The organism is Shewanella scandinavica, assembly GCF_031932065.1.
In the GTDB taxonomy this organism is placed as follows: Bacteria; Pseudomonadota; Gammaproteobacteria; order Enterobacterales; family Shewanellaceae; genus Shewanella; species Shewanella baltica.
In genome coordinates this window covers 229625-242595 of record NZ_JAUOES010000004.1, presented here as the reverse complement: position 1 = coordinate 242595, position 12971 = coordinate 229625, and the positions used below count along the sequence as shown (strand labels likewise).

At 48.3% G+C, this 12971-nt stretch carries 13 protein-coding genes and 1 other RNA gene; 6 read left to right on the top strand and 8 right to left on the bottom strand.

The genetic code is table 11. From position 1 onward, the window contains the following. Window positions 1-150: 150 nt before the first annotated feature. The 3 genes from Q4Q50_RS05010 to Q4Q50_RS05000 all read right to left on the bottom strand — a co-directional run bounded on the left by Q4Q50_RS05010 (window position 151) and on the right by Q4Q50_RS05000 (window position 3426). Entirely contained in the window at window positions 151-1359 is a 1209-nt protein-coding gene (locus Q4Q50_RS05010; RefSeq protein WP_311898657.1) for an FAD-dependent monooxygenase, read from the bottom strand. 44 nt (window positions 1360-1403) lie between these two features. Beyond that, window positions 1404-2645 (bottom strand): 2-octaprenyl-6-methoxyphenyl hydroxylase, encoded by a 1242-nt coding sequence (gene ubiH, locus Q4Q50_RS05005; protein WP_311898656.1) that lies wholly within the window; start codon window positions 2643-2645, stop codon window positions 1404-1406. 205 nt (window positions 2646-2850) lie between these two features. Then, a complete protein-coding gene (locus tag Q4Q50_RS05000; RefSeq protein WP_006080183.1) occupies window positions 2851-3426 on the bottom strand; it encodes a UPF0149 family protein in 576 nt (191 codons plus the stop codon). A gap of 235 nt (window positions 3427-3661) precedes the next feature. On the opposite strand from Q4Q50_RS05000, the gene Q4Q50_RS04995 reads away from it, so the two are divergent. From Q4Q50_RS04995 to Q4Q50_RS04985, 3 genes are all read left to right on the top strand, one after another. After that, window positions 3662-3964, top strand: coding sequence for a cell division protein ZapA (locus Q4Q50_RS04995; RefSeq protein ID WP_006080182.1), 303 nt, complete (start codon window positions 3662-3664; stop codon window positions 3962-3964). A 102-nt stretch (window positions 3965-4066) separates the two neighbouring features. Next, a non-coding RNA gene (gene ssrS / locus Q4Q50_RS04990) (6S RNA) lies at window positions 4067-4247 on the top strand. Between the two features lie 8 nt (window positions 4248-4255). Then, a complete protein-coding gene (locus Q4Q50_RS04985) occupies window positions 4256-4963 on the top strand; it encodes a 5-formyltetrahydrofolate cyclo-ligase (protein WP_311898653.1) in 708 nt (235 codons plus the stop codon). 31 nt (window positions 4964-4994) lie between these two features. Here the strand turns inward: Q4Q50_RS04985 and folM are convergent, their stop codons facing one another. Beyond that, the gene (gene folM / locus Q4Q50_RS04980; protein WP_311898651.1) at window positions 4995-5741 is read right to left on the bottom strand and encodes a dihydromonapterin reductase; all 747 of its coding nucleotides are present in this window, start codon (window positions 5739-5741) and stop codon (window positions 4995-4997) included. A 271-nt stretch (window positions 5742-6012) separates the two neighbouring features. Here folM and Q4Q50_RS04975 point away from each other — a divergent pair, with 271 nt between their 5' ends. Further along, window positions 6013-6411, top strand: a complete 399-nt coding sequence (locus Q4Q50_RS04975) for a thiol-disulfide oxidoreductase DCC family protein (protein ID WP_311898649.1) — start codon at window positions 6013-6015, stop codon at window positions 6409-6411. 104 nt (window positions 6412-6515) lie between these two features. Here Q4Q50_RS04975 and mdh read toward each other — a convergent pair whose 3' ends face one another. Then, window positions 6516-7451, bottom strand: coding sequence for a malate dehydrogenase (mdh, locus tag Q4Q50_RS04970; protein ID WP_011845758.1), 936 nt, complete (start codon window positions 7449-7451; stop codon window positions 6516-6518). A 294-nt stretch (window positions 7452-7745) separates the two neighbouring features. Here mdh and argR point away from each other — a divergent pair, with 294 nt between their 5' ends. Next, complete coding sequence (argR, locus tag Q4Q50_RS04965) at window positions 7746-8216, top strand: transcriptional regulator ArgR (RefSeq protein WP_006080175.1); 471 nt, start codon at window positions 7746-7748, stop codon at window positions 8214-8216. Window positions 8217-8356: 140 nt separating this feature from the next. On the opposite strand, the gene Q4Q50_RS04960 is transcribed toward argR, so the two are convergent. Next, entirely contained in the window at window positions 8357-8989 is a 633-nt protein-coding gene (locus tag Q4Q50_RS04960; RefSeq protein ID WP_311898648.1) for an NAD(P)-dependent oxidoreductase, read from the bottom strand. Window positions 8990-9095: 106 nt separating this feature from the next. Between Q4Q50_RS04960 and Q4Q50_RS04955 the strand changes: the two genes are divergently transcribed. Beyond that, on the top strand, window positions 9096-9998 hold the full coding sequence (locus Q4Q50_RS04955; RefSeq protein WP_006080171.1) for a LysR family transcriptional regulator: 903 nt from the start codon (window positions 9096-9098) through the stop codon (window positions 9996-9998). A gap of 71 nt (window positions 9999-10069) precedes the next feature. Here the strand turns inward: Q4Q50_RS04955 and Q4Q50_RS04950 are convergent, their stop codons facing one another. Both Q4Q50_RS04950 and ggt read right to left on the bottom strand, forming a co-directional pair. After that, window positions 10070-11005, bottom strand: coding sequence for a Dyp-type peroxidase (locus Q4Q50_RS04950; RefSeq protein WP_071939933.1), 936 nt, complete (start codon window positions 11003-11005; stop codon window positions 10070-10072). Between the two features lie 246 nt (window positions 11006-11251). Then, the gene (gene ggt, locus Q4Q50_RS04945) at window positions 11252-12964 is read right to left on the bottom strand and encodes a gamma-glutamyltransferase (RefSeq protein ID WP_311898646.1); all 1713 of its coding nucleotides are present in this window, start codon (window positions 12962-12964) and stop codon (window positions 11252-11254) included. Window positions 12965-12971: the final 7 nt, after the last annotated feature.

Below are 12971 nucleotides of genomic sequence, written 5' to 3'. Positions count from 1 at the left end.
TACAGGAGATTTTTCTAATCCGAAGTCAGTGTCATTAGATTTTCTCATCTTTAACATGTAATTTTTTTACATGCGAAGACCAGATTTGCGCAGCTTGCAGTCAATATGCTGATATTAGCGGCAATTCTGATCACATTAGCGCAACCGAGGCTAACGACATAACTTAGGCAGCGCCGACTTATTGCCCATGGCCTGTTGTATGAACACTGTTTTCAGCCCAGCGACATTATCAACCAGATTTAAGCCCAGATCGCGGATCGCTTTTTTAATCGGATTCGTCCCTTCGAATAAGCGTTTAAAGCCTTCCATCGCCGCAATCATCTCCATTGCATCGGCTTTACGCCAACGTTCCAGCGCGCGCAGCTGGGCATAATCGCCGATATCTTTACCCGCTTGCTGTAATTCACTGATGACTTCGATGATGCTGGCCGCATCTAAAAAGCCAAGGTTCACCCCTTGGCCCGCCAGCGGATGGATAGTGTGGGCGGCATCGCCTGCCAACACTAAACGGTGGCGGGCAAAATGGCGGGCGTAGCGCATCCGTAATGGAAAGGCTTGGCGCTCGCTTTCCAGCTGGCAAATCCCCAAACGACCGTCGAAAGCCGCGGTTAAATTGCGCTCGAATTGCACTTTGTCCATCGCCAATAATTCATTGGCGCGCTCGGGCGGCACCGACCAGACGATGGAGCAGAGATGATCTTCATACAGGGGTAAAAATGCTAACGGGCCGTCCTTTAAAAACACTTGGCGGGCGGTGGCAAGGTGCGGCATTTCGGTGCGGATCGTCGCGACGATTGCGTGGTGGCCGTAATCCCAAAATGTCAGCGGGATCTTGCATTGCTCGCGCACCCAAGAGTTGGCGCCATCGGCGGCGATCACCAAGGCGGCACTTACGTTGTCGCCATTGGCGAGGGTCAGCCAAGCTTCGCGCTCACCAAAGGCAATGCGTTCTAAGCGTTGGTTTTGGATATGGGTAATGTTGTCAAACTCAGCGACCCGTTTGGCCAGCGCAAAGCTAATGGCATCGTTTTCGATAATCGCGCCGAGACTGGTTTCGCTGATGCTGTTGGCATCAAAGGCAATTTTGCCGAAACCGTCTTTATCCCACACTGCCATTTTTTGATAAGGCGTAGCGCGGGAAGTATCTAAATAAGCCCATGCCCCTAAGTTTTCTAACAAGCGCTGACTCGCCTTATTGATGGCGCTCACTCGCAGGCGCGGCTCGCCGACAACGGCATCCGTGTGGCCCGCATCGATAACGACGACATTCAGATCGGCCTGCGCCAATCCAATCGCGGTGGCGAGTCCCACCATGCCGCCACCCACAATGGCGATGTCATAGGCTTGTGAACTTAACATGGGTACATCCTTTTCGCGTTGCGATACCAGTAATGAAAAGCGGGTTATTTCCAGCCCATCGCCTTTTGAGCAACGGGGGTTTTAAGTGGCGGAAACCAAGATAATAAGCGCAAGCCTAAGTTACGACCCAGCGCCATCGGCCAGTATTGGTTTGAAAAGCCACGGACTAAAAATTCGATATTGCGGATAGTGCTGTTTCTGTCGTGCTCGCGGGCATTAAGGTACGCATGGGTCACGGCGGCGGAGCCGATATCATCCCCCTGCGCTAGCGCCGTTTTGAGCACCTCAAGCAAGCTTACTACATCCCGCAGCCCTAAATTAAAGCCTTGCCCCGCAATAGGATGCAGTGTCTGCGCGGCATTACCGATAAACACACATCTGTGATGGATTGGCCTTGGCATATACGACAAATTAAGCGGATACGCATGGCGCGCGCTGACATCGATAAACGTGCCAGCACGATAACCAAAGGCCTGTTGCAGCGCCGCTAAAAACTCGGCCTTAGGTGCGTCTTGCATCTGTTTAGCCCGCGCATCATCGAGCGCCCACACCAGGGATAAACGAGGTTGACCTTGGCTATCGGCCATAGGCAATAAAGCTAAGGGACCTGTCTCGGTAAAACGCTCATAGGCCCAATGTTTGTGAGGCCTATTGGTTGGCAAATCGGCGGTTTGAATATTGGCGATAATCGCGGTTTGCTCAAAAGCCACTTGGGTCACGGGCAAAGCAAAACTGCTGCGCACTTTGGATTGCAGACCATCGGCGGCGACCACGAGTTTTGCTTGAAGGCGCTCGCCCGTGTCGAGCACTAAGGTGTGGCCTTCTATGGCGGGTTCCACTTGGGCAAGCTTGGCGGGGCAATAGAGTTTTACCTCGCTCTTGTTCAGCTCGTTAAATAACACTTGGCCGACACGCTCAAGCTCGACCACTTGGCCTAAGGCATCTAAATGAAACTGCGCGGCATTGAGTTCTGTCATGCCAAAGTGGCCGCGATCCGATACATGGATATTTTCAATCGCCGTGCCCAAATGGGCTAGCTTTGGCCAGAGGCCTAAACGGGATAATTCGAAAATAGAGCCGTGGGCGATAGCGATGGAGCGAGCATCGAATCCGGGGTGTTGTTTATCGGGAAGATGCGCCTCGATTAAGGCGATAGAAAGCGGCCTAGCTGCAGATAAAGAAAGACGCGCGAGAGCCAACGCGAGCGTCGCCCCCGCCATCGCACCGCCTACAATCGCGATGTCGACGTGTTGAACTGAAGTATCCATGTGATTTGTGGCCGTCATGGGGATCTCATTCAAGCTTTGGCATGGCACTAAGGCATGTAAACATAAGAGATGTAAACATCAGTGCTATGCACTCAAAAACACCAGTGCTATGGATTCAAAGGCAGGTTTGCCCGCCTTTGATATCAAATGAAGCCACTACTGCGTTAACTTATTAAGCATTTAACCTAAGCACTAAACCTAAGCGCTAAACAATCGCGGTAAATTAATGCACCACCGCAGTATCGTCAGTCTCGCCAAGCGGGATCTCAGGACCAAACTCCGAGTAACACATAATGGCGGCAATGCGCACAAACTCGAGTAGTTCAGTGTAAGCGGCTTCGGATTCTTCATCGTCGGCAACATCAAATTCCACTTGGGCAATTTCTGCCAAATCTTTGATCACTTCACGCACTTCTGCCGAGGCTTGATTCAGTTTCGGCTGAATAATTGCCATGCCAGTCAAAAAGCTTTGGGTCCAAAGGGACAAGGCTTCAACACGTTGGCTGAGCGGCTCTTCTTCTTCGGGCAACAGCGGCATGAAACCAAATTCAAAATCCACTAAACGCGCGACTGAATCATTAAACAAATCACACACTAATTGATGCAACTGCGCTGGCAAAGGTTGACCATCGTTCATCAAGTCAAATAAAGGCTTGATCCAAGTGTCGCCAGTTTGCGCTACACCACCGCAAATTAAACCGACTAAAGCACCGTGAACTTCTACCGGATGTTGGCCGATTTCAGCTGCATCTAAGGCGAGTTTTAAGCTGTCGATACGTAACGAAGGAGGGGTTGCCATATCAGATCCCAATAAGATTTTTCCAGCAGCAATGCTAGCAGAGATAAAGACTTGAACCAATACTGAATCCCAATAATGGCGAAATCGGCCACACCCTGATAAAAAATTATCCAACTGCTCACACAAACAGCAAACAAAGCCGTCAAAGACCAATCCAATTGCGGCTTACCTTGCACTTTTAATATCAGCCCTATATAGTCCGCCCTAAGAGGCTAACGAAAGGATCACCCGCGACATGAGTAACAGTGCTGTTGAAATTACCCTACTTGGGCGCACCTACTCTATCGCTTGCCCGAAAGGTCAAGAGGATGCTTTACGTACGGTGGCATTGGGAGTTGAACAACAACTCACAGCGTTAAAAACCCGCACCAATAGCCTAAGCCGCGAAGAAATTGCCATCATGGCGGCGCTGAATATTGGACACGAGTTGTTCCAAGAAAAGCAAAAAAATAAGCATTATATGCAACAGATGGACGACAGGATCAGCTTGCTGCAGTCGACCCTCGAGAATGCCTTAGTTGAGCGTTCAACTAAATAGATTTAAACTGTGCGCCTTGGCAATTAGGTCAATTAACGCACAGTGAATGGCTAAACTGGATTATACTCATAGGCCAATGTTTTAGCGATTCAATACCGTTTTTGCTCCCTGGGATGCATGCCAACTGGTAATGTCCCTGTGCCGATAATTTTTATCTCAGGGTGAATGCTTTACTGACATTGTGCATGCTCGGCTTGTACCGAGAAGCCTTAGGAGGTAATCATTTACCCGCCTTGAACCTACGGTTCAAGGGCTACACCGGTAGCGGCATTCTGGGGAGCATCTTAATTTATGCCTACATCCTCCAAACTTTCTCATTTGAACACCAAAAGCGATACGGCGCGCCTTGCCGTAGAGGTTGCTGCTGTTGGTGAAATGACTGATATCGCCAGCCATGCGGCAAATATCGCCATTCATACAAAAGAAAACCGCAATCAGTTACGCAAGAATATTCGCATCGCCCGCAAATCTCTTTCAGAAACCGAGCAAACCCAAGCAAGCTTAAGCGCCAGCCAACGCATGCTGGATAAACTGCAAGCCAACAAAGCGCAACATGTGGCGCTTTATCTCACCCACGATGGCGAACTCGCCACGCCGCCGCTGATCGCTGCGCTGTGGCAATTGGGCATTCATACCTATCTGCCAAGGTTGCATCCCTTCAATGCTGGGCAACTGTTATTCCTGCATTACAGTGCTGACACGCCGATGCAGGCGAATCAATTCGGCATCTTAGAACCTAAGTTAGATGTGCGCGCCATTATCCCAGTAACAGAGCTAGATGTGGTTATCACGCCCTTAGTGGCGTTTGATTTAATGGGGAATCGCATGGGCATGGGTGGCGGCTATTACGATAGGACACTGGCGAACTGGCAGCTTAAAGGTAAACCTTTGCCTATGGGTTACGCCCACGACTGTCAGCAAGTTGTGAGTTTACCCTGCGAGCATTGGGATGTGCCTTTGCCATTCATCATCACCCCAAGTCGCGTACTGACGTTTTAAGCCATTAGCTGTTGCTCGAAAAATCAAATAACTATTTTAACTGGCGACCGCCATCGACATTATGGCAACGACCGGTGACGTAACGGCTATTAAGCAGGTAGTCCACGAGTTCAATAATCTCCTCATTCCCCGCCTCTTTCGGCAACAGCGCTTTGGCTAAGGTTTTTTGCTGATAGACGGCGTCATCTCCCGCATTAAATAGGATCATCGCTGGTGCAATCGAATTGACTTTCACCTCGGGCGCGAATTTGGCGGCAAAGGATAGCGTCATATTGTGCAGCGCGGCTTTACTGGCGGCATAGGCTATGTGCTTCTGACTGCCCTTCTCTGCCACGTAATCGGTAATATGAATCACATCACTGCCGCCGATTTCATCGCCAGCAGCGGCACGTAGCTGCGCCTCTAAGGCCAAGTTCAACTGATAGGGCACGCTCACATGCACTTGCATCATCCGCTGCAGCACTTGGCTCGGTGTAAAAGTGGGACTCTTTAAAGGCTCATTCTTTGTAAGAACAGGATCTGGCAGCCAGTCCGAAGCATTGTGAATAATGGCGCGAACTTGGGGCAGTTGAGTTAACTCATCAATTAAGGATTGCACTTGGGTATCGTCATAAAAATCGCAGGGATACAGAGTCGCACCTAAAGCGTTCAGCTCATCAATGCTATCGTAATGGCTGCGATAAGTACCAATCACCTGCTGACCTTGGGCGAGAAAATGTTTGGCTAAAGCGTAACCTATGCGTTTACCCACGCCTGTGATTATGATGGGAGATGTCATACCTATCCTTTTGAGTCGTTATTTGTCAGGCTTTACCTTGTTCACTTAAAGGTAAGCTGATGAATAACCAAGATGTTACTGTACTCATTTGAATTTAACCTAACAAAAAGCCAAATGAGGCGCGGATTCAATTTAAAATCAGCGTTGATTTAAAATCAGCTGCGATCTAAAACCCTTTATTCTGCGTATAGGCTAGAAGAAAACCAAGCTTAAGTGCGCAAGCCAAGAGCTTAGACCAAGTATTGTGATCAAGTCATCAGAGGTGGTACCGATGGAACTGCGGATTTTTTATGATGGTAACTGTCCATTATGTAGCGCCGAAATGCGTCAACTGAAAGCACGCGATCCAAACAACTTGATTGCGCTTGAAGATTTAAATGCATCCGACTTTAGTGAACGTTTCAGCCATATCGATAAAGACTACGCCAATACTATTCTTCACGGTGAAACCGCAACGGGCGAAGTGTTACTCGGGTTAGATGTCACCTGTAAAGCGTGGGCACTGACAGGGACGCGCGCTTGGATCCAACTGTTACGCCTGCCCGTGATTAAAACTGTGGCCGATTGGTGCTATCTCAGATTCGCAAAACACAGATATCGCATCTCCTATCTACTAACGGGCAAAGCCCGCTGCGACGATAACTGCCAAATTCCCACCAGGCGACGCTGATCGATTGAGTTAAATTGAGCAAGTGTAAAACTGAGGCATAAAAAAACGGAGCTCAATGGCTCCGTTTTTTAATTCGTCATAATCTAAAAAGATTATCCGAAAGATTATTTAACGAAATCAACGCCTAGTTTGATATCGCCTTTCAGCGTATCTAACATAGAATCACGAGCGTTAGCTTCGAATGCACTCACTTCACCGTAAGGCAGTACTTTTTCAATACCGTTTTTGCCTAACAGCACAGGTTGTGCGAAGAATTCTGCGTGCTCGCTGCCGCCGTCAACATAGGCGCATTCAACGATGTTAGCTTCGCCTTGCAGACCACGAACCAAAGACAGACCGAAACGGCAAGCCGCTTGACCCATAGACAGAGTCGCGCTTCCGCCACCGGCTTTAGCTTCAACCACTTCTGTACCCGCGTTTTGGATGCGAGTAGTCAGACTTGCCACTTCTTCGTCAGTGAAAGTCACGCCTTCAACTTGAGACAGTAATGGCAGAATGGTCACGCCGCTGTGGCCGCCGATCACATTGACTTTAACGTCAGCAACATTCAGGCCTTTTAATTCGGCGATGAAGGTTTCAGAACGGATCACGTCTAATGTCGTGATACCGAACAGACGGTTCTTATCGTAAACACCCGCTTTTTTCATCACTTCTGCTGCGATAGCGACAGTCGTGTTGACTGGGTTAGTGATAATGCCAACCAAAGCCGTAGGGCAAGTTGCCGCTACTTTTTCGATCAGGTTGCGAACGATACCGGCATTGATATTGAACAGATCTGAACGATCCATACCAGGCTTACGCGCAACACCAGCAGAAATTAGAACAACGTCAGCACCCACGAGGGCAGGCGTTGGATCTTCACCAGCAAAACCTTTGATTTCAACAGCAGTAGGGATGTGGCTCAAGTCAACCGCAACACCCGGAGTAACCGGTGCGATATCATATAGAGACAAATGTGAACCCGCAGGCAGTTGAGTTTTTAACAGTAGGGCAAGAGCCTGGCCGATACCACCAGCAGCACCAAGTACAGCAACTTTCATAGTTATCTCCGTTATTTCTCGGATATGTGTGACATGGATCTAATTTACGTTGGCGTCACATTACTGGAATGTCACAACAATTTCAATTATCCCTTAGTCGTGGGACAAAAGAATTCCGGAATAAGTTAGAAGCAATGTAGAACAATTACTCAAATTGGTATTTTTAAGCCCACAGCAAACGCTTAACCACAGGGAGTTAGTGAATTTTTATTCAACCAATCTGGTTATTTGTTGACAATTTTTCTAAAAATATTCAAAATGGGCCTGTTTTTTTGAATAACGAATAATAATATTATGCAAACGACCAAGAATCAGGATGACCTTGTTAGAATTTTTAAGTCGATTTTAAAAGAAGAGCGCTTTGGCTCTCAAAGTGAAATCGTCACCGCCTTGCAAGCTGAAGGCTTTGGTAATATTAACCAATCAAAAGTATCACGCATGCTCAGCAAGTTCGGCGCAGTGCGGACTCGCAACGCTAAGCAAGAGATGGTGTATTGCTTGCCGGCCGAATTAGGCGTACCCACCGCGGGTAGCCCGTTGAAGAATTTGGTACTCGACGTCGATCATAACCAAGCGATGATCGTCGTGCGAACTAGCCCAGGTGCTGCGCAGCTGATTGCCCGTTTATTGGATTCTATCGGTAAACCAGAAGGCATTTTGGGCACAATTGCCGGTGATGACACTATCTTTATTTGTCCATCGAGCATCCAAGATATCGCCGATACCTTAGAAACCATCAAATCTTTATTCAATTACGCAGAATAAAAAAACAGGTCAGCTTGCTGACCTGTTCTATTTCATCTGTACGCATTTCTGTCCAATCTTGCGCTGATTATTTGGCCATTGTCCCGATTACGTTACACATTTAAGCCAATCTCTCGCGCACCGATGTTTATACGCTAAGGTCAGTAAGCCACACTGATGCGCTGGTTTGCGTGAGTGCCCTGTTCGGCTTCGTCTAACATGGCTTTAGCGTAATCCGTAACAGAAATGCGGCTGCGACCATTAGCATCGGTAAAGAAGCTGTCGCCACCAAGGCGATATAGGCCTTCACTCTCGCCAGGATAAATCTCAGCGGCTGGGCTCACAAAGGTCCAATTGATTGCAGTTTGCGCCGCACGAAATACCTGCAAAGCTTCACCCTGAGCTAACGCCTCATCTTTATATGCTGCGGGGAAATCTGGGCTAGAAACCAGAGTCACACCGGGTGCCACTTCTAAGCTCCCTGCGCCACCAACCCACAATAAACGTGGCACCTTAGCGTTAGGCAGCACATCCAGTAAATGCTGAACCGTACTCGCCACTAGGCCATGATTTTGTTGTGCGCGGCCACCAACAGCGGCAATGACAACATCTACGCCAGCAAAGGTTTGCGCAACTAATGGCTGCTCTAAATCCACAGCATACACAACCACGTCAGTAGCGGATAACTTGCTCGGATCACGCACTAGCGCAGTTACTTGGTGCCCACGGCTCAATGCTTCTTTTAAAATTGCACCACCAATCCAACCTGTTGCACCTAAAATTGCGATTTTCATTTCGTTAACTCTCTCTGATGATTTACATTGAAGCCAGTTTACTTGCAGTGGTTCCCGTGATAAACATCAATAAATGAGCATGATTGTTTCAGTTTGAGGTACTAATATGGATAAAATTGCCGCAATACGCAGTTTCGTCGAAGTGGCAAACTGCGGCAGCTTTACCAAAGCTGCCGAGCATTTAGACCTCAGCCGCCTACAGGTGTCCCGCCATATTCAAGAAGTAGAGCAGTGGTTGAGTTTACGCTTACTACACCGTACCACCCGCAGCGTCAGCCTGACCTTGCAAGGCGAAGAAGCGCTGCAATTTTGCCAGCGGATCTTAAGTGAAGTAGCCGCCATGGAAAGCCGTGCCCACAGCCATAACAGTGAACTGGTGGGCAGTATTCGTATCGCCACACCGATTGGCCTTGGACAGCACAGTCTGTTTGATGTCGTCGACCGCTTTATTAAAATTCACCCTAAGGTCAGCATTCAGCTGGTGATGTCAGACAGTTTTGCCCAATTGGTGGATGAGCGAGTCGATGTGGCGCTGCGCTACACCGAGCAGCCCGATGAGAATTTGATTGCCCGCCGTTTAATGACCATAGATGCCGTGATCTGCGCTGCGCCGAGTTACCTTGATAGCAACACACCACTTGTCGAGCCCATAGATCTACTGGCTCACAACTGCCTGATACACTCGGCGCAACAAAATTGGCCTTTCCTGAAAGAGCTGCAAGCCGAGCATGTAAAAGTCACCGGCAATCTTAAAGCTAACGACATGGGCGTATTGGTCAGTGCGGCGCTGCGAGGACATGGCATAGTGCGCTTGCCCTGCGACTTAGCTAATCAATACCTTGCCAGCGGCCAGCTCAAAGAAGTGTTACCCGACTTTACGACGCCAGGCCAAACCCTGTGGGCTGTGTACTTGTCCCGCAGTTATCAGCAAAATCTGGTGCGCGCCTTTATCGATTTCACTGCCCAGCAATGGCAACTCGATATCAAAAAATGGCTCCCTGCGCATTAGCATAAAAAACGCACTTAGGCGTTAGCGTAAGTGCGTTTAATTGATGCTGAATCTGCGCAGATATCGAAAGCTTATTCGTCGAATTGCAGCATAAAATCCAATGCGGGGGCAAAGAAGGATGAGCCTGTCATCGCCTTAGTAAAATGCATCAAATGATCATGGTTACCTTCGCCATCACCAAACATCATGCTATGCAGCATCTTTTCAAAATGCTCCGGCGTACGGCAGTTAGAGATAAACATCAATCCCTGCTCCTTCAGCGAACCATAAGGCATGCTCTGGCGCAGGATTTCCATCGACTGACCGTTCTCATCTTTAAGATTCACCCGCTTGATATGGCTAGTCAGTGGCTTATCTTCTGACTCATACTCGATATTATCTTGCTTAGTTCGGCCGATAATATCTTCTTGTTTTTTAACCGGTAATCTATGCCATTTACTCAGGTTATGGGCATACTTTTGCACGTGAATATAGCTGCCGCCCCTAAACTCAGGATCTTCATCGCCAACCAGAGCGACTTCCTGACGGTGACGCCCCTTAGGGTTTTCGGTGCCATCGACAAAGCCGGTTAAATCGCGGCTATCCATAAATCGAAAGCCACGTTCTTCATCGACTAGTTCCACTAAGTCTTCAAACATTTGGCTGATTTCATTAGCGACTAAATGCAGAATATCGTAACGATCGCAGCGGATATGCACGAACAAATCATATTCAATGGCCGGTGCTTCACGGCTGCCGACTTGCATCGCAGGGAAAGGCTTAAGCATTTCAGGACGCGCATTAGGATAGAGGCTATCCCAATAGTTAGCGCCAATCCCTACAAAACCATTGAATGCACTGTCAGAATACTGATCTGTCAGCTCATAAATATACTGCGCAACGTTGGCAAGACAGGGACGTAATTGTGACTCTACATTGTCATTGGCATTAAACATCAAATAGACACTGTGTAAGTTCCCCTCTGCACACACACCCAACTGTTCACGCGGCATATTTTGTATATCCATTTGGTTATCACCCTTTTTCTAAATTCATTTTCGGCAATATTATCCGCAACTTTACCTGAAAATGACATTAACTAACGCACAGTTTGTTCTGGTTTATCATGATAATGCTCATTACGCTGCTTTATCGCGCCCAAGATCTCTAAATATAAAAATTGACGAGACTGTAAAAGTCTCGTCAATCAGTTTAATCGAATAAATGAAGCAGAGCTTACTCTGCCTCAAGCTTACCTTAGCGTGGCGCTGAAGTTAATAACCCGCGGCATGACCATCTTTACGACTCTCAGAAGCCGCACGATACACGCCCGTTTCAGCATTAAATCCAATAGCTTGATAGCCGCCAAAATCCCCAAGTCCATCACGCAGCACATGACCTTTCTTGATAAGCTCACGGCGCGTTTCCACAGGGAAGCCCGATTCCAGACTGACATAGCCGCCATCATTCATCACTTCGCCGGTGGGCTCGGTTGAACCCATATGCAAAATTCTGGGGGCATCGCCCGCTTCTTGCAAGTTCATTTTAAAATCAATCAGGTTCATTAGAATCTGTGCATGCATTTGTGGTTGAGTCGCGCCGCCCATCACCCCAAAGCTGAGCCAAGGTTTACCGTCTTTGGTCACAAAAGCGGGAATGATGGTATGAAATGGACGCTTGCCCGGTGCGTAGGTATTAAAACGCCCTTCCGTTAAATCAAACATTTGCCCACGGTCTTGCAGCACAAAACCGAGATCCGGCGGCGTCATCCCCGAACCCATACCACGGTAGTTACTTTGAATGAGTGACACCATGTTGCCGTCTTTATCGGCTGTGGTCAGGTACACAGTATCGCCATGTTGCAACGCAGGATTACCCGCATCGACACTCTTGGCCGCTTTATTGGGATCGATTAACTTAGCGCGATCATAATTGTATTGCTGCGAAATCAACTCGTTAACCGGCACTTTATTAAAGGCCATGTCGGCATAAAACTTAGCCCTGTCGGCAAAGGCGAGTTTTTTCGCTTCGACAAATAAATGCACATATTCAGGGCTATTAAAGCCCATGGCGGCAATATTAAAGGGCTCCATGGTTTTTAGGATTTGCAGCGCCGCAATACCTTGACCATTGGGCGGCAGTTCCCATACATCGTAACCACGGTAGTTCACCGAAACCGGCTCTATCCAGTCGCTAGTATGGCTGGCTAAGTCATCATAACTTAAATAACCACCTTGGGATTTCATGTACTTATCGATACTTTTGGCGATATCGCCTTTATAGAAAGCATCGCGGCCACCTTTGGCAACTTTCTCATAGGTATTAGCAAGCGCTGGGTTTTTAAAGATTTCGCCCACCGCTGGCATCTTGCCATTAGGCATATAAGTTTCTTTAAAACCGGGGAATTTTGCGAGTTTTTTACCGCTACCCTCAAGATAATAAGCAATCAATTCGGAGACAGGAAAACCATCACGGGCATAGTGGATTGCGGGCGCGAGATTATCGGCCATAGCTAATTTGCCGAACTTATTATGCAGTTCATACCAACCATCCACCGCGCCGGGCACAGAAACAGGCAAAGGCCCAAGCGGTGGCAAATAGTCTAAGCCGAGGGATTTAAGCTTTTCTAAACTTAAGGATTTTGGACTGCGACCCGAAGCGTTAAGGCCATAGAGGCGTTGATCTTTCGCGCTCCAGACGATGGCAAACAAGTCACCACCGACACCCGAACCCGTTGGTTCGACTAACCCTAGCATGGCATTGGCGGCAATGGCCGCATCAACCGCGCTGCCGCCCTGCTTGAGTATATCAATAGCGACTTGGGTGGCGAGTGGTTGACTGGTCGCCGCCATTCCATGGGTGGCATACACTTCAGAGCGCGTTGCAAAGGCTTTACCCGTGATCCTATCCATAGCCATCACTCCTGAAGACGACATCGCCGTCGCCACTGTCACTAAGGTACAAATTGATTTTATTGTTTTTATCATAATTCCT

What these genes read in the sequence shown, in the direction of transcription:
- Q4Q50_RS04995 (WP_006080182.1), top strand. Translation starts at nt 3,662, where the DNA reads ATGAGTAACAGTGCTGTTGAAATTACCCTACTTGGGCGCACCTACTCT.
- Q4Q50_RS04950 (WP_071939933.1), bottom strand. Translation starts at nt 11,005, where the DNA reads ATGGATATACAAAATATGCCGCGTGAACAGTTGGGTGTGTGTGCAGAG.
- ubiH (WP_311898656.1), bottom strand. Translation starts at nt 2,645, where the DNA reads ATGACGGCCACAAATCACATGGATACTTCAGTTCAACACGTCGACATC.
- Q4Q50_RS04960 (WP_311898648.1), bottom strand. Translation starts at nt 8,989, where the DNA reads ATGAAAATCGCAATTTTAGGTGCAACAGGTTGGATTGGTGGTGCAATT.
- ggt (WP_311898646.1), bottom strand. Translation starts at nt 12,964, where the DNA reads ATGATAAAAACAATAAAATCAATTTGTACCTTAGTGACAGTGGCGACG.
- Q4Q50_RS05010 (WP_311898657.1), bottom strand. Translation starts at nt 1,359, where the DNA reads ATGTTAAGTTCACAAGCCTATGACATCGCCATTGTGGGTGGCGGCATG.
- folM (WP_311898651.1), bottom strand. Translation starts at nt 5,741, where the DNA reads ATGACATCTCCCATCATAATCACAGGCGTGGGTAAACGCATAGGTTAC.
- Q4Q50_RS04955 (WP_006080171.1), top strand. Translation starts at nt 9,096, where the DNA reads ATGGATAAAATTGCCGCAATACGCAGTTTCGTCGAAGTGGCAAACTGC.
- Q4Q50_RS04975 (WP_311898649.1), top strand. Translation starts at nt 6,013, where the DNA reads ATGGAACTGCGGATTTTTTATGATGGTAACTGTCCATTATGTAGCGCC.
- mdh (WP_011845758.1), bottom strand. Translation starts at nt 7,451, where the DNA reads ATGAAAGTTGCTGTACTTGGTGCTGCTGGTGGTATCGGCCAGGCTCTT.
- Q4Q50_RS05000 (WP_006080183.1), bottom strand. Translation starts at nt 3,426, where the DNA reads ATGGCAACCCCTCCTTCGTTACGTATCGACAGCTTAAAACTCGCCTTA.
- argR (WP_006080175.1), top strand. Translation starts at nt 7,746, where the DNA reads ATGCAAACGACCAAGAATCAGGATGACCTTGTTAGAATTTTTAAGTCG.
- Q4Q50_RS04985 (WP_311898653.1), top strand. Translation starts at nt 4,256, where the DNA reads ATGCCTACATCCTCCAAACTTTCTCATTTGAACACCAAAAGCGATACG.